The 24,244-nt window shown below is 37.6% G+C and carries 19 protein-coding genes; 12 read left to right on the forward strand and 7 right to left on the reverse strand.

Annotated elements, in window-relative coordinates:
• Nucleotides 1-31: 31 nt before the first annotated feature.
• Genes BUB91_RS18430 through rodA form a run of 5 tightly spaced genes read left to right on the forward strand, consistent with a single transcriptional unit; the run spans nt 32 to nt 5,570 of the window.
• Nucleotides 32-1,060: a rod shape-determining protein gene (locus BUB91_RS18430; protein WP_073100671.1), complete on the forward strand. Its 1,029-nt coding sequence runs from the start codon at nt 32-34 to the stop codon at nt 1,058-1,060.
• Between the two features lie 14 nt (nt 1,061-1,074).
• Nucleotides 1,075-1,899, forward strand: coding sequence for a rod shape-determining protein MreC (gene mreC, locus BUB91_RS18435; protein WP_073100672.1), 825 nt, complete (start codon nt 1,075-1,077; stop codon nt 1,897-1,899).
• Complete coding sequence (locus BUB91_RS18440) at nt 1,889-2,395, forward strand: rod shape-determining protein MreD (protein ID WP_073100673.1); 507 nt, start codon at nt 1,889-1,891, stop codon at nt 2,393-2,395. Before mreC ends, BUB91_RS18440 begins: the two co-directional genes overlap by 11 nt.
• Nucleotides 2,392-4,305, forward strand: a complete 1,914-nt coding sequence (gene mrdA, locus BUB91_RS18445) for a penicillin-binding protein 2 (RefSeq protein WP_073100674.1) — start codon at nt 2,392-2,394, stop codon at nt 4,303-4,305. The genes BUB91_RS18440 and mrdA overlap by 4 nt, the downstream gene beginning before the upstream one ends.
• Nucleotides 4,305-5,570 carry a rod shape-determining protein RodA gene (rodA, locus tag BUB91_RS18450; RefSeq protein WP_073100675.1) on the forward strand — a complete coding sequence of 422 codons (1,266 nt, stop codon included), beginning with the start codon at nt 4,305-4,307 and terminating at the stop codon, nt 5,568-5,570. Before mrdA ends, rodA begins: the two co-directional genes overlap by 1 nt.
• A 94-nt stretch (nt 5,571-5,664) precedes the next feature.
• Here rodA and BUB91_RS18455 read toward each other — a convergent pair whose 3' ends face one another.
• Genes BUB91_RS18455 through BUB91_RS18465 form a run of 3 tightly spaced genes read right to left on the reverse strand, consistent with a single transcriptional unit; the run spans nt 5,665 to nt 9,726 of the window.
• Nucleotides 5,665-6,474 carry a DNA/RNA non-specific endonuclease gene (locus BUB91_RS18455; RefSeq protein ID WP_073100676.1) on the reverse strand — a complete coding sequence of 270 codons (810 nt, stop codon included), beginning with the start codon at nt 6,472-6,474 and terminating at the stop codon, nt 5,665-5,667.
• Nucleotides 6,475-7,593, reverse strand: a complete 1,119-nt coding sequence (locus BUB91_RS18460; RefSeq protein ID WP_073100677.1) for an ABC transporter permease — start codon at nt 7,591-7,593, stop codon at nt 6,475-6,477.
• Nucleotides 7,594-7,596: 3 nt separating this feature from the next.
• Nucleotides 7,597-9,726: a carboxy terminal-processing peptidase gene (locus BUB91_RS18465; RefSeq protein WP_073100696.1), complete on the reverse strand. Its 2,130-nt coding sequence runs from the start codon at nt 9,724-9,726 to the stop codon at nt 7,597-7,599.
• A 142-nt stretch (nt 9,727-9,868) separates the two neighbouring features.
• Here BUB91_RS18465 and surE point away from each other — a divergent pair, with 142 nt between their 5' ends.
• Genes surE through BUB91_RS18485 form a run of 4 tightly spaced genes read left to right on the forward strand, consistent with a single transcriptional unit; the run spans nt 9,869 to nt 14,507 of the window.
• Nucleotides 9,869-10,651, forward strand: coding sequence for a 5'/3'-nucleotidase SurE (gene surE, locus BUB91_RS18470; protein ID WP_073100678.1), 783 nt, complete (start codon nt 9,869-9,871; stop codon nt 10,649-10,651).
• A 36-nt stretch (nt 10,652-10,687) separates the two neighbouring features.
• Nucleotides 10,688-11,809 (forward strand): lipid-A-disaccharide synthase, encoded by a 1,122-nt coding sequence (gene lpxB / locus BUB91_RS18475; protein ID WP_073100679.1) that lies wholly within the window; start codon nt 10,688-10,690, stop codon nt 11,807-11,809.
• 30 nt (nt 11,810-11,839) lie between these two features.
• Entirely contained in the window at nt 11,840-12,421 is a 582-nt protein-coding gene (locus tag BUB91_RS18480) for a C40 family peptidase (protein WP_073100697.1), read from the forward strand.
• 52 nt (nt 12,422-12,473) lie between these two features.
• Entirely contained in the window at nt 12,474-14,507 is a 2,034-nt protein-coding gene (locus tag BUB91_RS18485) for a ComEC/Rec2 family competence protein (protein WP_083558042.1), read from the forward strand.
• Between the two features lie 9 nt (nt 14,508-14,516).
• On the opposite strand, the gene BUB91_RS18490 is transcribed toward BUB91_RS18485, so the two are convergent.
• Genes BUB91_RS18490 through BUB91_RS18505 form a run of 4 tightly spaced genes read right to left on the reverse strand, consistent with a single transcriptional unit; the run spans nt 14,517 to nt 20,606 of the window.
• On the reverse strand, nt 14,517-15,065 hold the full coding sequence (locus tag BUB91_RS18490) for a thioredoxin family protein (protein ID WP_073100699.1): 549 nt from the start codon (nt 15,063-15,065) through the stop codon (nt 14,517-14,519).
• A gap of 40 nt (nt 15,066-15,105) precedes the next feature.
• Nucleotides 15,106-16,848 carry a peptide MFS transporter gene (locus tag BUB91_RS18495; protein ID WP_073100680.1) on the reverse strand — a complete coding sequence of 581 codons (1,743 nt, stop codon included), beginning with the start codon at nt 16,846-16,848 and terminating at the stop codon, nt 15,106-15,108.
• Between the two features lie 15 nt (nt 16,849-16,863).
• Entirely contained in the window at nt 16,864-18,426 is a 1,563-nt protein-coding gene (locus tag BUB91_RS18500) for a peptide MFS transporter (RefSeq protein WP_073100681.1), read from the reverse strand.
• Nucleotides 18,427-18,434: 8 nt separating this feature from the next.
• Nucleotides 18,435-20,606 (reverse strand): S9 family peptidase, encoded by a 2,172-nt coding sequence (locus BUB91_RS18505; RefSeq protein ID WP_073100682.1) that lies wholly within the window; start codon nt 20,604-20,606, stop codon nt 18,435-18,437.
• A 301-nt stretch (nt 20,607-20,907) separates the two neighbouring features.
• Between BUB91_RS18505 and BUB91_RS18510 the strand changes: the two genes are divergently transcribed.
• The 3 genes from BUB91_RS18510 to BUB91_RS18520 are packed head-to-tail and all read left to right on the forward strand — an operon-like array spanning nt 20,908 to nt 24,237.
• Nucleotides 20,908-22,230 (forward strand): hydroxymethylglutaryl-CoA reductase, degradative, encoded by a 1,323-nt coding sequence (locus tag BUB91_RS18510; RefSeq protein ID WP_073100683.1) that lies wholly within the window; start codon nt 20,908-20,910, stop codon nt 22,228-22,230.
• On the forward strand, nt 22,227-23,315 hold the full coding sequence (locus BUB91_RS18515; protein WP_073100684.1) for a serine hydrolase domain-containing protein: 1,089 nt from the start codon (nt 22,227-22,229) through the stop codon (nt 23,313-23,315). Before BUB91_RS18510 ends, BUB91_RS18515 begins: the two co-directional genes overlap by 4 nt.
• A gap of 1 nt (nt 23,316) precedes the next feature.
• Nucleotides 23,317-24,237, forward strand: coding sequence for a GYDIA family GHMP kinase (locus BUB91_RS18520; protein WP_073100685.1), 921 nt, complete (start codon nt 23,317-23,319; stop codon nt 24,235-24,237).
• The last annotated feature ends 7 nt before the right edge of the window (nt 24,238-24,244 follow it).

Genomic DNA, 24,244 nt, shown 5'->3' on the forward strand with positions numbered 1-24,244 from the left:
AGCATAACCACCCTAATTACCACCAGCGCTTATGGGCTTTTTTGATTTTCTTACCGAAGAAATAGCAATAGATCTAGGTACCGCAAACACACTCATCATACACAACGACAAAGTTGTGGTTGACAGTCCTTCTATTGTTGCCCGTGACCGGGTTAGCAACAAGATTATTGCTGCCGGTAAAGATGCTGCGATGATGCAGGGTAAAACACACGAAAACATCAAAACTATTCGCCCCTTGAAAGATGGTGTGATTGCAGATTTTGATGCCAGTGAGCAAATGATGAGCATGTTTATCAAAGAAATTCCTGCGCTTAAAAAACGCCTTTTTGCTCCTGCCCTTCGTATGGTGATTTGTATCCCTTCTGGGATTACAGAGGTTGAGATGCGAGCAGTAAAAGAAAGTGCAGAGCGTGTAAACGGTAAAGAAGTTTACCTAATTCACGAGCCTATGGCTGCGGCAATAGGTATTGGCGTTGACATTATGCAGCCTAAAGGGAATATGATTGTAGATATAGGTGGTGGTACTACAGAGATTGCTGTTATCGCTTTAGGTGGAATTGTATGTGACAAATCGGTTAAAATTGCAGGTGATGTATTTACAAATGACATCATTTACTATATGCGTACGCAACACAACTTATATGTGGGAGAACGCAGTGCGGAAAAAATAAAAATACAAATAGGAGCGGCTACCGAAGATTTAGAAGTTCCGCCGGAAGATATGAGCGTTCAAGGTCGTGACTTGCTTACGGGTAAACCTAAGCAGGTTCAGATCTCTTTCCGTGAAATCGCTAAAGCATTAGATAAATCAATTTTACGTATTGAAGATGCTGTAATGGAAACTCTGTCCCAAACTCCACCAGAACTTGCTGCTGATATTTACAATACCGGTATTTACCTTGCTGGTGGTGGTAGTATGTTACGCGGTCTTGACAAACGTTTATCTCAAAAAACAGATTTACCGGTTTATATCGCAGAAGATCCGCTACGTGCTGTAGTTCGCGGTACCGGGATTACGCTTAAAAATCTTGCTAAATTCAAGAGCGTACTCATCAAATAATAGCATCGTGATTCATGCAGCAAATTGTCAATTTTATAATAAAGTACAGAAACTTTCTGCTATTTGTCTTTTTGCTGTTCATCTCGCTAGTGTTTACCATTCAGTCACATTCGTATCACCGCAGTAAATTTGTCAATTCAGCTAACTTTTTAAGCGGAGGCATTTACAGCGGACTTGATGATATCACAACCTATTTTGATCTAGAAGTCCATAACGAGCAACTTGTAGAAGAAAATAAACGCTTGAGAACACGGCTTCTTAACACGCGCGACAGCGTATCCAAAAAAACAGACACAGCAACTTATCATAAACGCTTTCAGTTTACTTCAGCTAAAGTAATCAACAACAACTACACGTTTAAAGACAACTTCCTAACTCTGCGAGCAGGTAGCATAAATGGGTTGAAGCAAGATTTAGGAGTCATTACTAGTAAAGGAATTGTGGGGATTGTAGATAATGTTTCTACAAATTACGCTACGGTAATAAGTATTCTTAATAGCAATTCTCAGATAAATGCAAAGCTTAAGAAAAGTAACCATTTTGGAATTCTAGTATGGAAAGGCGGTGATCCTAATATCGTAGATCTCATAGATGTTCAATCTAAAGCTCCGGTTAAAATGGGAGATACAATCGTGACTGGCGGAAAATCTACTATTTTCCCTGAAGGAATTGGCATTGGAACTATTAACTCTTTTGAACTGGACCCCAGTGAAAATTTTTACACCATAAAAGTGAAACTCTTTAACGACATGACTAATGTAGGTCACGTTTATATCATAGAGAATCTGGATCGCGAAGAAATAAAAATGCTAGAACAACAGACAGCAGATGAACACTAGTATCACTCGAAATATCATCCGTTTTGTTTTTCTGATTTTGGTACAGATTGCCATTTTTAATCACATCAACTTTTTAGGTTATATCAACCCGTACCCGTATCTCTTGTTTGTAATCTTATTCCCTATTGGAGATAATAGGGGGCTGCTTCTATTCTTGAGTTTTCTATTAGGACTTTCTGTTGATATGTTCAGTAATAGTGGTGGTATGCACGCTGCCAGCTGTGTCACCGTTGCTTTCTTAAGACCGTGGATTCTTCAGTCGATATTCGGTATTGCTTATGAGTACAATGCCGTAAAAATTTCAAAAGCTGCATTTGGAGAACGCGCACTGTATATCAGTATTCTAGTTTTTACACATCATCTTCTGTTATTTTTCCTCGAAAGTTTTAACTTTTCTGATATAATCTATATACTTAAAAAGACGTTGTTTAGTGGAGCCTTTACCATGCTGCTCTGTTTACTATTTCTAACCCTCTTTAGTGTAAAGCGTAAATGAGAAAAATCCTTCTTTTTTCAATTGTTTTGATTTCTGGTATTTTACTAACCGGAAGGCTTTTCTATTTGCAAATATTAGATACTTCATACGCAACACTTTCTGTAAATAACGCTATAAAACGCGTTTACGATTATCCACAACGGGGTCACATTTATGATCGCAACGGCAATCTCTTAGTCAGCAATCAGCCTTCTTACGATGTGATGGTAATTCCGCGTGAAGTAAAAGCTTTTGACACCACAGAGTTTTGCGGATTACTAAAAATGACCAAGGAAGCTTTAAAAACAAGATTAAGCAAAGCCCGAGTGTATTCACCCAGATTACCTTCTATTGTAATTCCGCAGCTCACAAAATCTGAATACGCGTATTTGCAGGAAAAGATGCGGAAATATGAAGGCTTTTACATTCAAAAGCGCTCCTTACGTGATTATCAAGTAGATTTTGGCGCTAATTTTTTAGGATATATTGCTGAAGTTAATCGCTCTGACATTGAAGACAATCCATACTATCAGTCTGGTGACTTAAGAGGAAGAACCGGAGTTGAAAGACAATATGAAGAAACTTTACGTGGAGTAAAAGGCGTAAAATACATACAAAAAGACCGCTTTAACCGAGACATTGGCGCTTACAAAAACGGAACTTTGGATACCTTACCTCAGCCTGGTAAAGATCTTACATTAACCATAGATGCAGAGCTGCAGAAGTATGGAGAAGAATTAATGGTTAATAAACGTGGCGGAATCATTGCTATCGAACCCAGCACCGGCGAAATTTTAGCACTCATTTCTGCCCCCAATTATGATCCTAGTTTATTAGTAGGTCGTCAACGTTCTGCTAATTTCACAAAACTCTGGTACGACACCATATCAAAACCCCTTTTTGATCGCAGTCTTCAGGCAGAATATCCACCAGGATCTCCTTTTAAAACGCTCAATGCCCTTATCGCATTACAAGAAAACGTTGTGGATACTCAAGAAAGCTTTGCGTGTCACGGCGGCTATTATTACGGTTCCAGAGGTCGTAAACTAGGTTGTCACCACCATCCTAGTCCGTTGAGTATGATTCCTGGTATTGCAAATTCATGTAATGCGTATTTTGCTAATGTTTATAGAAGAGTAATCGAAAAATACGACACGCCCCAAGAGGGAATGGACAAATGGCATAATCATCTAGCCAGTTTTGGTCTTGGACAATATATGGGTACTGATCTACCTACCGGTCGCCCGGGCTATATCCCCGATAGCGACTATTACAACAGAGCTTACAAATACCCGAAATATAAATGGTTTAGTACAGCTACAATTTCTAATTCTATTGGTCAAGGAGAAGTAAGTCTTACGCCTATTCAATTGGCAAATGTTACAGCTACAATTGCAAATAGAGGTTGGTATTACACCCCACATATCGTTAAAAAAATAGAAGATCAAACCGAATTAATACCCGAAGAATACCGTACTAAAAACGTAACCACAATTGACCCGGTCAATTTTGAACCGGTAGTTGAAGGTATGTTTGGCGCCTATAACTATGGTACAGCAGCAGGTGTCAAAATCCCGGGTATAGAAATCTGTGGAAAAACAGGTACTGCTGAAAATTACACCAAAATAGATGGTAAACGTCAGCAACTTACCGACCACTCTATTTTTGTTGCATTTGCGCCTAAAGACAATCCTAAAATTGCTATTGCTGTTTTTGTTGAAAACGGATACTGGGGCGGAAGATACGGAGGTAAAATTGCCAGTTTGATGATCGAAAAGCATATCAAAGGTGAGATTACCAGAACAGATCTTGAAGACTGGATTCTAACACACAGCCTTGAAGAAGAATATGCAAAACCACTTAGCGGAAAACCATTTCCTATTAATGATGGTAAAAAAATTAGCGGGAAAGTAGAAAAACCTATCTTATAATGGGAATCACTTCTCGCAACAACCGCGGTAATTTTGACTGGCTTCTAATTGTAATTTTTCTGGCATTGGTTGGTATAGGCTGGGTTAATATTTATTCAGCTTCTATAGATCCATCAGGAGTTTCAGATTTTTTTGATCTGAGTAATTTATACACGAGGCAATTGCTCTTTATAGGACTAAGCTTTCTGATAATTATCTTTGTACTATCCTTAGACGCAAAATTTTTTGAACGTTTTGCGAGTGTTATTTATGTCACCTCGATACTTTCGCTTTTAGGCTTATTTGTCTTCGGAAAAAATATTTCAGGAGCGACGAGTTGGTATTCTTTTGGAAGCTTCGGTTTACAACCTAGTGAGTTTGCTAAAGCTGCAACAGCTCTGGCTTTAGCAAAATATCTGAGTGACATTCAAACCGATGTGAAATCATTTTCTCATCAACTGCGTGCATTTGTAATCATCGTTTTACCGGCAATTTGTATTGTACCCCAACCAGACCCCGGAAGCGCGCTTGTTTACGCAGCTTTCTTTTTCCCACTATATCGTGAAGGTTTGTCTGGTATTTACCTTATAATAGGATCTATCACTATAGCTTTGTTTGTACTTACCCTTGCTTTTGGCCCCATTTACATCATTGCCGGCATTGTATTGATCGCGCTCTTTTTATTGATTAAAAACCGAAAGAAACGCTTTGGCAAACGCTATTTCTACATGCTTCCTATAGTATCAATCTTATTTGTTTTCTCTGTAAATTATATCTTTCAGAATATATTTGAGCAAAGACACAGAGACCGTTTTAATGTAGTTCTTGGAAAAGAAGTAGACTTAAAAAGTATAGGATACAACACGTATCAATCTGAGATTGCAATTGGAAATGGCGGACTTACAGGAAAAGGTTTTTTAAAAGGTACACAAACCAAAGGTAACTTCGTCCCTGAGCAACATACTGATTATATTTTCAGCACCGTAGGCGAAGAATGGGGCTTTTTGGGAAGCTCGCTAGTTATCATTCTATTTGTCGGACTAATGTTGCGTATTATCTTTTTGGCAGAGCGGCAAAAGAATCAATTTAGTCGCATTTATGGCTATAGCATAGCGGGGATATTATTCATACACTTTTTGGTGAATATAGGTATGGTTACCGGTGTTTTCCCAACTGTTGGTATCCCGTTACCCTTTTTCAGTTATGGTGGTTCTGGGCTTTGGGGCTTTACGATTCTGCTCTTTATTTTTGTAAAACTCGACAGTAATCGGGTTAACGAATGGTAAACTACCTTGAGGCAAACCCATAGGCATTAAAAGATAATAGTTTTTTACTTCGAGGCAATCCTTGTATCATTTAAATCTCGATTATCGAGTAAGATTAAAATTTCCAATCCTTAAGCAATTTGCTTTTTTCTATTCGATTTTCTTCTGAATCTTCAAGCTTTGGAAAGAAATCAATTCCTGTTACAAACTCTAAGCTATCTACCGAAACCACGAATTCTTTTAAGTCTTTACCACTTTCGCTATGCGGAATTAAAAAAGCTAAACACGTGTAGCCGGAAGCATTTTCCCGAAGCACTATTTTATAAAAAGCATGTGGCACAACGACCTCCTCATCTCCTATAGCTGCCAACGGATCTGCTAAAACTCCAGCAGTAACGACGGTAACTTTAGTATATCGTTTGGCCCAGTCTCTAACCTGATTTTCTAATCTGTTCCAAACACCACTATTAAATCTGTGTAATTGCGGACTTATATTACTGGTTAAAAAGGTTTCATTATACGCTTGTGTACTGAAACTACGATCTTTGGCGGAACATAAATGACCGCGATCATAACCACTGTTTTTATAATTGCGCCAGTCTGCTGCTCCGGTAGCCACAGCTGCATCAATATCAAAATACGGTCTACTCATCACCTCAACCCTTTTTAATTGATCATGAGTGAGCGTGTACGCAACCCAAGCAGCCTGTTCTGCAGGTTCATCATAACTTAACGTATAATACTTATGATGTACAATGGTGTTATTTTCAGCCTTCGGAAGAAAAAAAGATAAGGCTTGTGATTTTACAACTTCGCCTGCTTCTACACGTTCTTTCTTTTCTTGGTTTTCTAAATATTTTTCCCCTAAAACAATAAGCGTAATCACCACCATCATCAAAAGTGGATAAGTATATTTTCTGTTCATTTAATTAACTCCTTTTACATCGAGAGCATCTCGCAGAGCATTCCCCATAAGCATAAATGCCATTACCAGACTCATAATTGCGAGACCGGGAATTATAGCCAAATAGGCTTTCCCTAAAATAATATATGAATAATGATCTTTAATCATCGCTCCCCAGCTGGGAACTGGCGGTTGCGCGCCAATACCTAAAAAGCTTAAACCACTCTCTATTAAAATCGCACCAGCAAAATTCGCTGCGCTAATTACAATTACCGGCGCTAAAATATTTGGTAAAATATGCTTAAAAAGAATGCGCATATCTTTATACCCTAGAGCACGTGCTGCGGTTACATATTGCGCTTCTTTCACACTCAATACCTGCCCTCTAACAACGCGAGCCACCTCAACCCACATTGTCAGTCCAACCGCTATAAAAACCTGCCAAAACCCCTTCCCTAAGGCAAGAGTAATAGCAATCACAAGAAGCAAGGTAGGGATAGACCAAGTCACGTTTATAGTCCACATTATAAAGGCGTCTAGCTTACCTCCATAATAACCGCCAACCGCACCTAAAAACACTCCTATAAGCAAAGAAATCAAAACAGCAACAAAACCGATACTGAAGGAGATTCGTGTACCAATAAGCATTCTGCTCAAAAGATCCCGACCGTATTTATCAGTTCCTAAAAGAAAGGTTTTTTCGTTTATGAATTGCTCTGCAAAATTTTCAATATTAATAGCAGTCACCCCAAACTCATCTAACGGAATTGCTTTGGTTAACTCAAGAGATGCATCTTCAGAATATGGTACATATTCAACCTCGTCGTCAATAATTTCAAAAGAAGTAATGGGTATTTCTGAATCGGTATTTGTTGCACCGGTAAAAGCTCTGCTAATAAAACTTTGATCAGCAACTTTAGGCCCGGGAACAGTAAGCATTTTCACCGTAAAACCCGGCTTTTTTGAATGTACCGCCAAGTGCATTTGATTTGCATTACGCGAATCATCAGGCGCTATGAGGTACGCAAAAAGTGCCACCAAACCACAAAATAAGATATATACAAAACTCAAAACGCCCCAGAAATTTCGTTTGAATTTCCGGAGCGCTAAGTGAGTTAATGAACTAGAATTTTCTGCCATCGGTTAATCCCTAACGTCAGCCAATTTACCTCTTCTAATATTATTTGTTTTTAAATCTTCAAGAACATTTATAGCTTCTTCCATATAAACATCTTTTGCAAGATCTTCATGCCAGCGCTCGCGCTTTTGTTTTAAAATAGTGTCGCTCTCAAATTCCTTAAGTTCATAAGGAAGTGATTTGTAAGTAAGGTCTGATTTGTAATCTTTCAATCCTTCAAACTGCTTAGCTTCTTTTTCATTCTGCTTAACTTTTGCAGCATAAGCATCAATATTTAAAGGCCATACAGATTCATCTTGCTTGCTCTTGATCCACTTTGCATTTTCCTCAATAAGCTGTAACTGCTTATTTTTTGCCATTCTAGTATTACTGTTATTTATGGTTTGCTCATAATCAATATAACCATCCCAAACCTCATAATCTGCAGCCGCAATTTTATCCCAAGGTAACGGATTTTCTAAATCCTTTTCACCTATATCAATATAACTGTACTTATCTGGAACAACCACATCACTTTTCACTCCTTCAAGTTGTGTAGATCCACCATTAATTCGATAGAACTTTTGCGTAGTGATTTTCAAAGCTCCCATATCTCCTAAATCATTCTGGCGTAACCAACGGTTAAGGTCATAAACATTCTGAACAGTTCCTTTACCGTATGTCTGCTTACTACCTATAATAACTGCTCTTTTATAATCTTGCATTGCTGCAGCAAGAATTTCACTTGCCGAAGCAGAAATTTCATTCACCAAAATAACAAGAGGCTTTTCCCATAAAATCTCAGGATCCTTGTCTTTTAGAATTTCGCTTTCAGCTCCATTAGATTTAACCTGTACGATAGGTCCTTCTTTAATAAATAAACCGGCGATATCCACAACAGTAGACAATGAACCACCACCGTTACTTCTTAAGTCAATCACAAGACCGTCAACATCCTGTTCTTTTAAACGAATGATTTCTTTCTTAACATCTGTAGCTGCGTTACGCTCTTCAGCGTTTTGCATATCAAAATAGAACTTAGGCAAATTGATAACGCCATAATTACGCTCATCTTTTTCAACAGTAGTTGATTTTGCATAGGTTTCCTCAAGCTCTACCACATCACGAGTAATAGCTATGTTTTGTGTAGAACCATCTTTCTTCTTTACGTTTAGAGTAACCACAGTTCCTTTAGGTCCTTTGATCAACTCTACTGCATCATCAAGCCTCATCCCGACAACACTGGTTGCAACATCTTCATCTGCTTGCTTAACTTTTAAAATGATATCACCTTCTTCAAGTTCTTCACCTCTCCAGGCAGGACCACCAGAAATAACCTCAGTTATACTTATCTCGTTGCTTTTTTTCTGAAGTCTTGCTCCAATACCCTGAAACTGACCACTCATTTGCATATCAAAACGATCTTTATCTACAGGCCCGAAATATGTTGTATGCGGATCAAATTCTTCCACAATCGTATTGATATATACAGAAAAATAATCTTCACGATCCAACTCATTAGCAAACTCAAAATACTCTACTAATGACTTTTTTGTAGTCTCTCTAGATTCTTTTTCAATCTCATCTTTAGATAGTGCCGTATAACCTGTAGAGTCTTCAGCCTTTTTAGTTTCTTCTTCAAGACGATCATAATACCCACCTATCGCACTAAACTTCAATTGATTTTTCCATCTAGACTTTAATTCCTTACGAGTTTTAGCATAATCAAGATTTTCATAATCTGTATCTATAGTCTCGTCTTCATCGTAATCAAAAGGTTGTTCTAGAACCTCGTCATAGATTTTTTTAGAATCTTCCATACGCTCTCTTAATCGCGTATATGCCAAGTCAAAAAAGCTGATATCCTCATTGCGAATCTGATCATCTATTTGATACTTAAATTCCTCAAATTCTTTGATGTCGCTCTGTAAGAAATAACGCTTTAAAGGATCTAATGAAGTAACAAAGTCATTAAAAACCTGCTCTGAAAACTCATCATTAAATTCTTTTGCGTCATAATGACCTTTTTCTAAAACATAAGAAATAAGGCTTATAAGCACTTTATCTTTTCCGGGATCTTCATCACTTGTGGTAAAACTGCAAGAAGCCGCAGCTAACAATAAGGCCAAAACAAGAACCTTCGCATTCTTTATCATAATATGTTGCATTTTCATCTTTTACTAGCAATCTACATTAAAAACCGTGCCACGGCTCATATTTGACGCCAACAATTTGTTAAACGTTAAGCCTCGGGATGGCTTGGTAATTTAGTATTTTAGCGGTAGAAAGCAAAACTAAATGGCAAATCAAAAACCACTGATTCTGGTTACTAACGACGACGGCATCACCGCTCCCGGCATACGCAAATTGATAAAATTAATGCAAGAGCTTGGTGATGTGATTGTTATAGCTCCAGACAGTCCTCAAAGCGGTATGGGTCACGCTATAACAGTAAATGACACCATTTATTGTGATCCTGTACAGGAATTTCAAGATGAAGGCCACAAAGAATACAGTTGTTCTGGCACGCCTGCAGATTGTGTAAAAATCGCTGTGCAAGAAATCATGCACCGCAAACCAGACATTTGTGTCAGCGGAATTAATCACGGTTCTAACTCGTCAATAAATGTTATTTACTCCGGAACGATGAGTGCTGCAGTTGAAGCAGGTGTAGAAGGAATCCCAGCTATTGGATTTTCGCTCCTCGATTATTCTATAGATGCCGACTTTTCACATTGTGATACGTATGTAAAAAAAATCGTTAGAGAGGTTCTCAAAAACGGTCTTCCTAAGGGAGTTGTGCTTAACGTAAATATTCCCAAATTGAAAGCCAGCGAAATACGGGGTATAAAAGTGGGGCGGCAAGCTAACGCACAATGGGTTGAAGATTTTGACAAACGCACCAATCCTATGGGACGTGATTATTACTGGTTAAGCGGAGAGTTTGTAAACGAAGACAAAGGCGAAGATACAGACGAATGGGCACTGGCTCAAGGCTATGTTTCAGTTGTGCCGGTTCAGTTTGATTTAACTGCACATCATTTTATTGATAAACTGAATGACTGGAAATTTAATTCGTAATTTTCACCTTTATAAATTATCAAAATCAAGTAAATCGTGAAGTATTATATCATAGCAGGCGAAGCAAGTGGCGATTTACACGCAGCCAATCTGATGAAGGCTATTTTAGCAGAAGACCCACAAGCTGATTTTAGATTCTGGGGAGGGGATTTGATGCAAAAAGTAGGCGGTACATTGGTAAAACATTACCGCGATCTTGCCTTTATGGGCTTTCTGGAAGTTTTGATGAACCTGCGCACGATTACAAAAAACCTGTCTTTTTGTAAAAAGGATATCGCAGCATACGATCCTGATGTTATAGTTTATATTGACTATCCCGGCTTTAATTTACGGATTGCACAATGGGCCCGCGAACAAGGCTACAAAAATCATTATTATATTTCTCCGCAAATCTGGGCGTGGAAAGAAGGTCGTATAAAAGCTATCAAACGCGATATCGATGCGATGTATGTCATCCTTCCTTTTGAGAAAGAATTTTATGAAGAAAAGCATAATTTCCCTGTTCATTTTGTAGGACACCCATTAATTGACGAGATCAGCGCAAGAACACCAGTTTCTCCTGAAAGTTTCAGGAAGCAACACGATTTAGACGAGCGTCCTATTATCGCCTTATTACCGGGTAGCCGGAAGCAAGAAATCCAGAAAATGCTCGAAATTATGCTCAGCATTACGCCTGATTTTAAGGAATATCAATTTGTAATCGCAGGTGCCCCTAGCCAAGATGCTGATTTTTACGAACCCTTTCTTCAAAAAAACAGAACGCATATTGTGATGAACCAGACTTATAATCTGCTTGATGTTTCACACGCTGCGCTTGTAACTTCGGGAACGGCAACTTTAGAAACTGCATTGTTTAAAGTTCCTGAAGTGGTTTGCTATAAAGGCGGAAGAATAAGTTATGAGATTGCAAAGCGCGTGATTAAACTCGATTACATTTCGCTGGTTAATCTTATAATGAACAAAGAAGTGGTTAAAGAATTAATTCAATCTGAATTCAATACCAAATCTTTGAAAGTAGCGTTATCAAATATCCTAGATCAGGAAAAGCGAAAAGCTCTTTTCAGTGAGTATTACAAACTAGAAAAAAAACTCGGAGGAACAGGGGCCAGTACAAAAACTGCTCAGTTAGTTGTAAGCAGTATTCCAAAAAATAATTAAATCAAATTGCTCTTTTGAGAGATGATGTATATGAAAAGAACGCTTTTATCGATTTTGGCAAGTATTGCATTAGTGAGTTGTGGCGGAAGTAAAAAAGCTACAAAATCTGTTTCTTCAGTAGAAAATACACGGTACACCGCTCCTAACGAAAACAGCAGCATTACGACTTCAGTACCTTCTAAAAGAGAACTTATATATTTATCTGAAATTAAAGAGAGTGAAGAAAACAGACTTCGGTTCAACATTATAAATAACGCACGGCAATATGAGGGAACTCCATACAAATACGGAGGAATTACAGAGAAAGGAATGGATTGCAGCGGTCTCGTTTACACTTCATTTTTAGAAGAAGGAATAAGTATCCCAAGAGTAAGTCGTCATATTGCCGAAGAAGGTAAACGCATTAAATCTGATGATGTTATCCCCGGAGATCTACTCTTTTTCATCACAGGTCGCCGAAGTAAACAAATTAATCACGTGGGCCTTGTGGTTGATGTGCTGCCAGACCAGATTCTCTTTATTCATTCATCTACTTCACAGGGTGTTATTGTTTCCTCATTAAACGAAGGGTATTGGAACAATGCATTTAAAGAAGCTCGAAGAATTATGTAATACATTGATTTTTTGATTAGTATTGTAAAAACTAATCAAATCTGGTGGCCAGGTGAAAGGCATCAACTCCACCCTTTTAATTCTTCTTTTAGGACTCCTTTCAGGAATCCTTCTTGCCCCTGCTTTCAATTTACCGTTAATTACAACACTGATTTGCTTTGGAGTTGCTCTAGTTTTATTCGCAGCTACTCATTTTATCTTAAAAAAGAATTTCACAAAAAACAGCATCAGCAGCATTCTTGCTTTCGTGCTATTTTGTTGTATTGGTTTAATTGAAGTTCACTTTGAAAATCCACTTCAAGACGACAAACATTATTTAAAGCAAACTGATTTTAATTCTGAAATCCAGCTAAAACTAACTGTTTTAGAGCTTTTAAAACCTGGATTTTATGATGCTAAAGCTATTGCTCGAGTTGATGAAGCTAATAAAGAGTATTCTTCCGGAAAGATTATTTTGAACATTATAAAAGACTCACTCAACACAAAAACTACAATTCAAGTTGACGATATTATTTACACAAAAACTCAACTGTTAGAAATTTCTCCTCCCCGAGCACCCTATCAATTCGACTATAAAAAATATCTGAAAAATCAAGATATTTATGCGCAAGTGAACCTCAAACCTCTTGATTTCATAAAAATTAACCCAGCGGAACGTAGTTTAAAAGGGCTAGCTTCTATGTTTAGGAATCGCATAAATCAAAAACTAGAATCGTATGATTTCAATACAAAATCTAAAGCAGTTTTTAATGCGTTACTTTTAGGACAGCGTCAAGACTTATCTAATGAATTGAGAGCTGATTACATCAATGCCGGTGTTATTCACATTCTGGCAGTCTCAGGCTTACACGTAGGCATCTTGATGCTCATACTACAATTTGTATTGAGTCCGTTAGGAAACTATCGTAAAAGCCGATTAATAAAAACCATCATTATTATAATTGCGATCTGGTGTTTTGCGTTTATCACAGGCTTCTCTCCCTCGGTGCTTAGAGCGGCAACGATGTTTACATTCATACAAGTTGGTTTACTCTTAAATCAACGCCAAGCTGGGCTGAATGCTTTAATCACCTCAGCCTTTATTTTACTTTTATTCAAGTCTCAACTCATTTATGAGGTTGGTTTTCAACTGAGCTATGCTGCGGTATTTTTTATAATGTGGCTTTACCCAAAATTCAACGCCTTATGGGAGCCCAAAAATAAAATTGTAAGATACTATTGGCAACTCATTTTAGTTAGTCTCGCCGCACAATTGGGGGTTTTACCTTTGAGTTTGTACTACTTTCATCAATTTCCGGGAATGTTTCTGGTGGCTAATATGGTTGTCTTACCAGCGATTAGCTTCCTGCTGATTTACGGACTGCTAATTATATTCCTTTCGATACTTAATCTATTACCACAATCCTTAGCCACAGGCTTTGACATCTTATTGACTTGGTTGAATCGTTTCGTTTCTTTTATTGCTGAAATGGATTTTCTGCTCTTAAAGAACATCTATTTTTCAGCAACTTTAGTATTGGTCACATATCTGATACTTATTTCCGGCGGAAGCTTATTTGATAAAATCACATTCAAAAAAAGTATCTTCTTTCTATCAGCAATGATCTTGCTCCCACTCACTTTGATTACGTCTGCATATCTTCAGTCTAAACCAGAATTTTACGTCAATCATCGTTACCAAAAAACAATTTTCACTCAAAAAACCACCAATCGAAATCTCCTTCTTTATTCAACAGAAGCGGAAGAAATTCCTCCTATTTTAGTTGAAAACTTTAAAGAAAATCAATTAATCACTGAAGTTAAGAATGACAGCCTCCGACATCTTTATATAAATTCTGAAAAGCTAATATTAAAAATAGACAGTCTTAGCATTTTTAATATTGAAGGGCTCAACCCAGATTATATTATACTCACGCAATCGCCAAAACTTAATTTAGATCGACTCATCAAAAGATACCCAAACGCTAAAATTATTGCAGACGGAAACAACTACAAAAGTTATGTTGACCGCTGGAAACAGACTTGTAAGCAACAAAAAATCCCTTTTCATAACACCTATGAAAAGGGATTTTATAAGATTGAATAAAGGATTTCTCTAACTTTTAAATGTACTTTCAAAACCTGACTGGTACGCTTCCCAAGCTTCTGCTGTGGTGATTTCTAAATAATCATCAGATTTGATCATCTTTAAAAATAACTCAAGCTGCTGTGGTGTTTTATAACCCGGCAATGGTTGAATTAAGTCTCCTTTTTCATCAAAAAATACGATACTTGGATACGCATTTATTTTCATCGCATGTGCAAAAAGATGTTGACTATTTCTTCCTTTTCGTTTAGGATCATGATTAGGGTTTGTATACTCAAAATCCTGATAGGTTATTTTTTCAGTTCCTTCAGCATTAAACTTTACTGCATAATAATTGGCATTTACATACTTTGCAACATCAGGATTTTGAAACGTGTTTTGGTCCAGTAATTTACAAGGCCCACACCAGTCTGTATAAACATCCATAAAAATTTTGCGAGGTTCTTTCTTTTGCGCTTTTAGCGCTTCGTTAAAACTCATCCACATTATCTTTTCTTGAGCAGAAAGGCTTCCTATACCTATAAACAACAGCACTATTGCGACTACTAATTTTTGCATAATTTGTTTTAATTTAGGGTATTTCAAAAAGCAGACCATTCTAATGAATGCCGTGCATTAATTTTTTTAATAAGGGATGCAACAAGATAATTAAAACTCCGGCGCCACCAGGAATTAGCAAGAACAACAAGAAAAATGTAGATAAGGAATACTCTTGAGTCACCTGATCGATCATTCCACCCGTACTTCCGGCCAGTTTATTTCCTATTGCAATAGCAAGATACCAAACGCCATACATCATTGCAATCATTCTACCGGGAACCAATTTACTTACATAAGAGAGCCCTACAGGCGATAAGCATAATTCGCCCATCGTGTGAAAGAAATAGGCTAAAATCAACCAAATGATACTTACAGACGCGACTTTTGCTCCCTGCGGAATATCATTTGCTCCGTAAGCCAAAGCTCCAAAACCTATTCCTAATAAAATGAGCCCCACTCCATATTTTACCGCGACACTAGGATTGTATTTAGATTCCCAAACCTTAGAAAAAAGCGGTGCAAAAATGATGATAAACAAGGAGTTTAATACGCTAAACCACGAGGCTGGCACCTCTGGCGATTCAGCAGTATATTGTTCATAGAGCATCGTCAATACCAATGCCCAGATAATTAAAAAGCTTCCGCCAAGAATAAGATTTGCTAATCTATATTTTGCAAATGTTTGTTTGAAGAGTAGGTATAAGACCCAAGTAATCACTCCTAAAGGAATAATGGTAATAAGTGTGTTTGAGATTCTAAAAATCGTACCGGCACTACCTTCTAAGACGCGGTCTGTATAATCATTTGCAAAAATAGTCATCGACCCACCTGCTTGTTCAAAAGCAGCCCAAAAAAACACGGTAAAAAATGCAAAAATAGATACCGCGATCATTCTATCTCTGACAATGGAAGCATATCGCACAATTCTGGAAACCAAAAGAATTATAAAAATCACCAGCGCAAAAAGGATCATAACGTTGCTTCCGGAAAGGCTTCCTACCTGAAAGTTAAAAACGTCTGCTCCACCAATTTTAGACATAGGATCATTAATAATCCACACCAAACCAATAAGCGCGCTAATGCCGATAAAGATTTTATCTATGGTTAGAAACGGGTTTTTTTTGATAGAAGGATCTTCGGTTATTTGTTCAGCATCAGTCTTAACCGGCTTCTTCCCTACCTCTCCAAAAATATTTTGTGCAAAGTAAAACTGAAGCATTCCGGCAAACATAAAAATACCGGCTAAGCCGAAGCCCCAATGCCAGCCCCATTGTTCACCCAAATATCCACAAAGTAAAATTCCTAAGAAAGCGCCTGCATTTACACCCATATAATAAATGGTATACGCCCCGTCTTTTTTATGCTCATGATTCTCATACATCTTAGAAATAATCGATGTCATCGTAGGTTTAAAAAATCCATTACCTACACAGAGAAAAAACAATCCTGAATACAATGCAAACTGACTATCAACCGCCATAGAAGCGTGCCCTAAAGTCATCAATAATGCTCCTGTAACAACCGCCATTCTATAACCGATGATTTTATCAGCTATATAACCACCTAAAATGGGGGTCAGGTAAACCAGAGACGTATAGGTACCATAAAGAGACAACGCGTGCTCGCGTGGCCAGGCCCAGCCTTCTTCAAATAAAGAAGCCGTTAAAAACAAAACTAAAAGTGCCCGCATCCCATAATAGGAAAAGCGCTCCCACATTTCAGTAAAAAATAAAACAAACAATCCGGCGGGATGACCCAACACCGGATTTTTGAAAAATTGTTCTGTAGAAGAAGTAGCCATACTAACTATTCCAGATTAGTTGATATCAGGATCTGCAAGTTCATACTCTTCCTGTTCGAGCATCTCACGCTCATTATCTTCAGCACCGTGAGTCAATCTTTTAAGTGGTTTAAGTACCAAAATAAAAACTACTCCTACAGCACTTGTAAATATTAAAATACCTAAGAATATAGCATACTCACCAAATTCACTTGCCGACTCGCCAAGTATCCCGGCAACTTTGTTCCCAAGTCCCGTCGCAGCAAAATAGACTCCCATCAGTAACGACGCATATTTTGCTGGCGCTAGTTTTGTAATGAAAGAAAGTGTCACAGGTGATATACAAAGCTCTCCAATAGTATGAAACAAATAAGCAAAAACTAACCAAAGCATACTAGACGAACCAGACTTATCAAACTCCATCACAGCAAAAACCATAAATAGGAAACCGAAGCCCATAATAATAATACCCATAGCCATTTTAAGAATCGAGCTCGCCTCTTTTCCTTTAAGCTTTCTCTTAGCCCAATAATTTGCGACTATCGTAGCAAAGATTATTATAAATCCAGCATTTAAGCTCTGAAACATAACCGTTGGTACTTCCATCCCAAATAGTATTCTATCTGTTTTAGAATCAGTATATAGGTTCATCAAACCACCTGCCTGTTCAAATGCACCCCAAAAAATAATGGTCATTATAAAAGAAAGAAGTAAAACCATAAAACGATCTTTAAAAATCCTAGAAGGTAAATCTTTATAAATCATCATCATTAATGCAGCTATACCGGTTATGAATAAAAATAAAAGTCCATAACCCCATCCCATAAAATACCATCCAACAATTGAAAGAACTATAAGAATTGCAGTTACCGTTAATTGCATTGGTGATTTCGGTAGTTCTCCGTATAGTTTTCCATAAGAAATCTCATCTTCGGCTTTTTCTACCTTCATTAAACTACCAACACTCTTTAAATACTTTTGACCGTATAAATAAACAACAAGTCCTAATAACATAGCTATTCCTGCAAGACCAAAACCAGCATGCCAGCCGTATTCAGCAACAACAAACCCAATTATTAAAGTAGCTAATAATGAACCTGAATTAATTCCTATATAAAAAATACTAAAACCTTTATCCCGCCGAATGTCACCTTCTTTATAAAGACCACCTACCATCGTAGATATATTAGGCTTGAGCAATCCAACTCCAGCAATCACAAGCCCCAGTCCGGTATAGAACGCCCAGACATCAGTAAGAACCAAAACGCCGTGGCCTATACACAGCACAATTGCACCTAAAAGCACAGCCTTTTTCTGGCCTATTAACTTATCGGCTATCATCCCTCCAGGTATAGAAGCTACGTAAACTAACATTGTGTACCAGCCATAAAGGGCTAATGCCTCTTGATCTGTCCAGCCTAGTCCCGTACCTCTATCATCAACTCCTAAAACTGTAGAAGTTGTCATATATAGCACTAGCAATGCTCGCATCCCGTAATACGAGAAACGCTCCCACATTTCTGTGAAAAATAAAATGTAAAGTCCTACCGGGTGCCCAAACAATTCTTTCTGCCTAGGGAGTTGTGCTGATTGTGCCATATATTATTTTATAAGTTTTCTTTAATGAAATTGGTCATTTTAGTGTACAAATGCAAACGCGTATTTCCACCATAAATCCCATGGTTCTTGTCTGGATAAATTGCCCAATCAAACTGCTTGTTTGCTTGTACAAGTGCTTCAATAAGTCGCATCGTGTTTTGAACGTGCACATTATCATCTGCACTACCGTGAACCACTAAAAATTTTCCTTTTAACTCACCTACGTGAGAAAGCGGTGAGTTAGTATCATAACCTGATGCATTCTCCTGAGGAGTTGTCATATAACGCTCTGTATAAATCGAATCGTAAAATCTCCAACTGGTAACAGGTGCAACGGCTATTGCCATTTTAAAGGTATCTGCTCCCTGAAAAATACAATTAGAAGCCATAAAACCACCATAACTCCAACCCCAAATTCCTATACGATCTGCATCTACATAATCCCGCTCCCCTAAAGCCTGTGCAGCCGCTATCTGATCTTCAACTTCATATTTACCCAATTCCTTTTGAGTCATTTTCTTGAAGTCTCTTCCTTTTAAGCCTGTTCCGCGTGGATCTACACACACAATAATATAGCCTTCCTGAGCAAGCATTTGAAACCAATACCCGTTTCCACCAGACCAAGAGTTTGCAACACTCTGTGAACCCGGCCCGGAATATTGCGTCATAAATACCGGATACTTTTTAGTAGGATCAAAATCTTTTGGCTTGATCATATAAGCATTCAATTCTTCGCCATTTACAGGAAGCGTAAAGAATTCTTTTTCTGAAATCACATAATCTTCAAATTGATCTTTTAAAGCCTGATTGTCTTTTACCTTTCTGATCACATCACCATCTTTTGCATCATTAAGTGTAAACACATAAGGGGTTTCTGCGTCTGAAAAGCTATTGATGAAATATGTGAAATCTGTACTGAAATTTGCAGAGTTTGTTCCTTCTTTTACCGCAAGAGCTTCTTTGCTTTTTCCGTTAACTTTAATTGAATAGACACCGCGATTTATAGAGCCATTTTCAGAACTCTGATAAAACACACGTTTACTGTTTGTATCATACCCATAATAGCTAGTCACCTCCCAAGGTCCTTTTGTAACCTGATTGATCAACTTTCCGTTTTTATCATACAGGTAAATATGGTTCCAACCATCTTTCTCACTCGTCCAGATAAAATCATTATCATCAAGAAAAGTCAAATTATCAGTTACATCAACATACGCATCATCTGTATCTGAAAGGATCAGTTTTGCTTTAGCGGAAGTCGCATCTACAAACAACAGGTTCAAATCATTTTGCTTGCGGTTTGTAGTTTGTACCGCTAAAACATCTGCATCAGGCGTCCACTCTAAACGTGGAATATAATAGTTTTGAAAACCGCTTAAGTTAACATTTTTGGTTTCAGATGAAGCTACATCATAAAGATGCAAACTCACCTTAGCGTTAGTCTCTCCTGCTTTAGGGTACTTAAAAGTTTCTTTAGAAGGATACAATTCATTTCCGAAGATATCCATAGAAAATTCTGGAACATCAGTTTCATCAAAACGGATATAAGCAATTTTATCTCCATCTGCATTCCAGTCAAAAGCTCTTACAAATGCAAATTCTTCTTCATAAACCCAGTCTGTAATACCATTGATTATTTTATTCTTGGCTCCATCTGTAGTTACCTGAGTGGTTTTTCCTGTTTTGATATCTTTTATATAGATATTATTATCAAGACCGTAAGCAACTTTTGAAGCATCAGGAGAAAAAGTAGGTTCTTGTATAGCTTCTTCAGCAACCTGAGTGAGCTTTCTGGACTTCAGATCGTACACATAATACACACCTAAAGAAGAACGGCGATAGATAGATCGCAATTTTGTACTTAGCAAAACTTTGCTTTCATCTTTGCTTAAGGTATACCCTATAAAATAATCAAGCCCATCGATCTCGCTTGAGTTGATGAGCGTGTTAACTTTTTGACCAGTTTTGTAACTATAAACATCTAGTGTTTTCACACCGCTATTTTTGTCTGTATTGAGAACGGCATATTCTTTTCCGTTATTCATAGAATGCAACCTATCAAGATATTGCATTCTAAATGTGCCGTCGTAAATTTCTTCAAGGGTGATATTCTTTTGCTGTGCAGTCACCACTCCTGCTACCAGCAAAAATAGCAAAAGGGCAGTTTTTCTTATATTCATAGTTATTAAATCGTAAAAAATAGTCCGCCAATTTTACTAAAAATTAACCAAAGAAGCGTCTATTTCATTGTTAAATACGCAGTGATTCACTCAAAACACTAAGCAGGTTTGTGATTATTATTACAAGCGTTGCTTCTACATTTAAAAAATGCACTTCAAAATTAGCCAGCGCTAACTAAACTTTCACAAAACACTATCTTTACAATCTGCTAATCAAACTGCAGATTTCGGTTAAATTGTTTTAATATAAACTCACAAGAACTAGAGCTATAGTCTTGTGTTTATCAATACGTTTACATCTATGTCAAATACGATACAAGGTTTTTCCCGGTTTACTAAAGAAGAAAAAATAGCCTGGTTAACAGAAACTTTTCTACCCGACAATCCGGAAGCAACACACATCCTAAAACAATACTGGAATGATGATAAAAAATTACAACAGTTACACGATGAGTTTATTGAGAATACCATTTCTAACTACTATTTACCACTAGGAATTGCCCCAAACTTTTTAATCAACAACAAAAGTTTTGCCATCCCAATGGCTATTGAAGAAAGTTCTGTGATTGCAGCAGCTAGTAAAGCTGCTAAGTTCTGGATGTCGCGTGGTGGATTTAAAGCCGAAATTTTAGGAACTGAAAAAATCGGGCAAGTTCACTTTACTTATAACGGAAACTCCAAAACTATAGAAGCGCTTTTTGAAGCTAAAAAAGTAATTTTATTAGAAGATTTAAAACTGCTTACCGCATCTATGGAAAAGCGCGGCGGTGGTGTAACAAATCTAACTTTAGTCAATAAAACCGAAGCTCTAGATAATTATTACCAACTGCACGTAACTTTTGAAACGCTTGATGCGATGGGCGCTAATTTCATCAATTCGTGTTTAGAACAATTGGCTGAAAGTTGGCAGCGAGAATATACAGAGGCGTATAGCAATAACAAAGCTGATCTAGTTATCATTATGAGTATTCTTTCTAATTATGTTCCGGGCTGCACCGTAAAAGCAGCAGTGAGCTGCCCGGTATCTGAACTCTCTGAAGCGAATGGCATAGACCCTGAAGTTTTTGCAGACAAGTTTGTACAAGCGGTTAATATTGCAGAAGTTGAACCCTACCGTGCTGTAACCCATAATAAAGGTATTATGAACGGTATTGATGCTGTGGTTCTCGCAACCGGTAATGATTTTAGAGCAATTGAAGCCGGCGCTCACGCATATGCATCAAAAGATGGTAGCTACTCTAGCTTAACACACGCAGCTGTAGAAGATGGTATTTTTAAATTTTGGATTGAAATACCGCTGGCTTTAGGAACCGTTGGCGGACTAACGAAATTACATCCATTAGTAAAACTGAATCTTGAAATGCTAGGTAATCCCAGTGCTCCTCAGCTTATGGAAATTATAGCAGTTGCCGGTCTTGCTCAAAATTTTGGAGCGGTAAAATCATTAACTACAACAGGCATTCAGAAGGGACATATGAAAATGCATCTGATGAATATACTCAATCAACTGCAAGCCACACCAGAAGAAAAAGAAACAGCTATTCAACACTTTAAAACCAATAAAGTGAGTCACAGCGCCGTGAATATTTTAATAAGCAGCATTCGTAAATCTGAAACCGTATGAAAACAGTTCAAGGCTTACTTTTTAGCTGCTTTATATGTTGTTCCATAAGTGCTCAAGAATTCTCTAGCACCCTAAACGACTACATCAAACAGCAGCAACAAGAAAATCAAATCCCTGCTATTGCAGTTAGTTTGATTACGCCTGACACTATTTTCTCTTATGTAAACGGAAAAGTCCGACTTACCAAAAAAGAGCGCATACCTCAAGATGCAAAATTTCATTTGGGCTCTAACTCTAAAGCAATCACTTCTTTTATTGCAATGCACCTTAGCGAACAGGAAGTCATTAGTTTTGACACCTCGTTTTTTGAGCTATTCCCTGAATTAGAAACTGCAAGCCAAAAAGCATACAGTAATATAACTTTAGGAGATTTGCTTGCTCACAATGCACAGATACCGGCATATACTAAAGGTACGGAGCTCGTAAAATTCAATAACCTTACCGGGAATACTAGCGAAAAAAGATATGCTTTTGCTAAAACCGTCCTTACTGAAAAGCCTGTCAAAACAGGAACCTATTCTAACGCAGGCTATGTTCTGGCTGCATTAATGCTCGAGAAAGCTTCAGGTAAAAGTTTTAAAAAATTGCTTGATAAAATTATGAATGACTTAGACCTGAGTTATTTCATCGGTTTTCCAAATAAAGAAAATGATATGTTTCCGTGGGGACATTTGGAACAAAATGGTTCATTAACTTCTTTAGCACCTGATCACAGCTATAAACTTCATAGCTTTATGGTAAGCGCAGGTGATATAAGTATGAATATTGAAGATTATAGCAAATTCATTAAGCTCAACCTTCAAGGCTTAATAGGGAAAGACAATTATTTAGGAGCAGATGATTACAAAAAATTACATTTCGAGAAACCCACATATGCTTATGGCTGGGGAAATATTGAGAAGAAAGGTCAAAAAATGAGTTATCACGACGGTAGCGCCGGCACTTATTATTGCCACACTGTTCTTTTTCCTGAAAAAGAAATCGCCGTCGTAATTATGGCAAACACCGCTACTGAAGAAGCGGTGAGCGCTATCTACGACATTCAAAAATGGATTAGCGATAAACCCCAAAAAGCAAAAAAATAACATGTCACAATCATATTATGGTCACGGTAAACTATTAATTACCGGAGAATATCTAGTTCTTGACGGTGCGCTTGCATTAGCAATCCCAACTCAAAAAGGACAGCATTTGACCGTAGCTGAATCTGAAAAGCCGGGAATTAAATGGACCGGAATCAAAGAATTTGGAGATGAGTGGTTTTCATTTCAATTGAATTATGAGAAGTTTAAAACCGCATCAGATTCTAAATCTGAAAATCCGGAAGAACGCCTGATTCAAATACTGATTGCTGCTCAAAAATTGAATCCGCAGTTTCTGGTAGAAAAACCAAATCTAGAGATCACAACGAGACTAGAGTTCAATCAAAAATGGGGTCTTGGCTCTTCGTCAACTCTTATTTACATGCTGGCAAAATGGGCTGAAGTTAATCCGTATGAATTGTTAGAAGCGACCTTTGGCGGAAGCGGTTACGATATTGCGTGTGCGGGCAACGATGCTCCTATTCTGTATCAGCGTAATTCAAACCAACCTAAAACGCTTCAGACGATGTTTTATCCTTCTTTTAGTGATGAGTTATTTTTCGTTTATTTGAATAAAAAGCAAAACAGCAGAGAAGCCATTGCTAACTACCGCAAACAATCTCCTGAAGCTCTTGAAGAAGCGACTAAGAAGGTTTCCGGGATAAGCGAGACACTTTTAACTTGTGATGATCTGTTTAGCTTTAAAGCGCTTATACAAGCTCATGAACGTGTTATTTCTTCCGTAATTAAACAACCTACGGTCAAACAGTGTCTTTTTGCAGATTATCCCGGAGCTATAAAAAGTTTAGGGGCTTGGGGCGGTGATTTTATTCTAGCTACAGGAAGCCTAGATGATCAAGAATATTTTAGAAAGAAAGGCTATCACACAATCGTCTCTTTTGAAGATATGATGTACAAAGGTTAATCTAAAA

The sequence above is a fragment of the Leeuwenhoekiella marinoflava DSM 3653 genome, assembly GCF_900129005.1.
Classification (GTDB): Bacteria; Bacteroidota; Bacteroidia; order Flavobacteriales; family Flavobacteriaceae; genus Leeuwenhoekiella; species Leeuwenhoekiella marinoflava.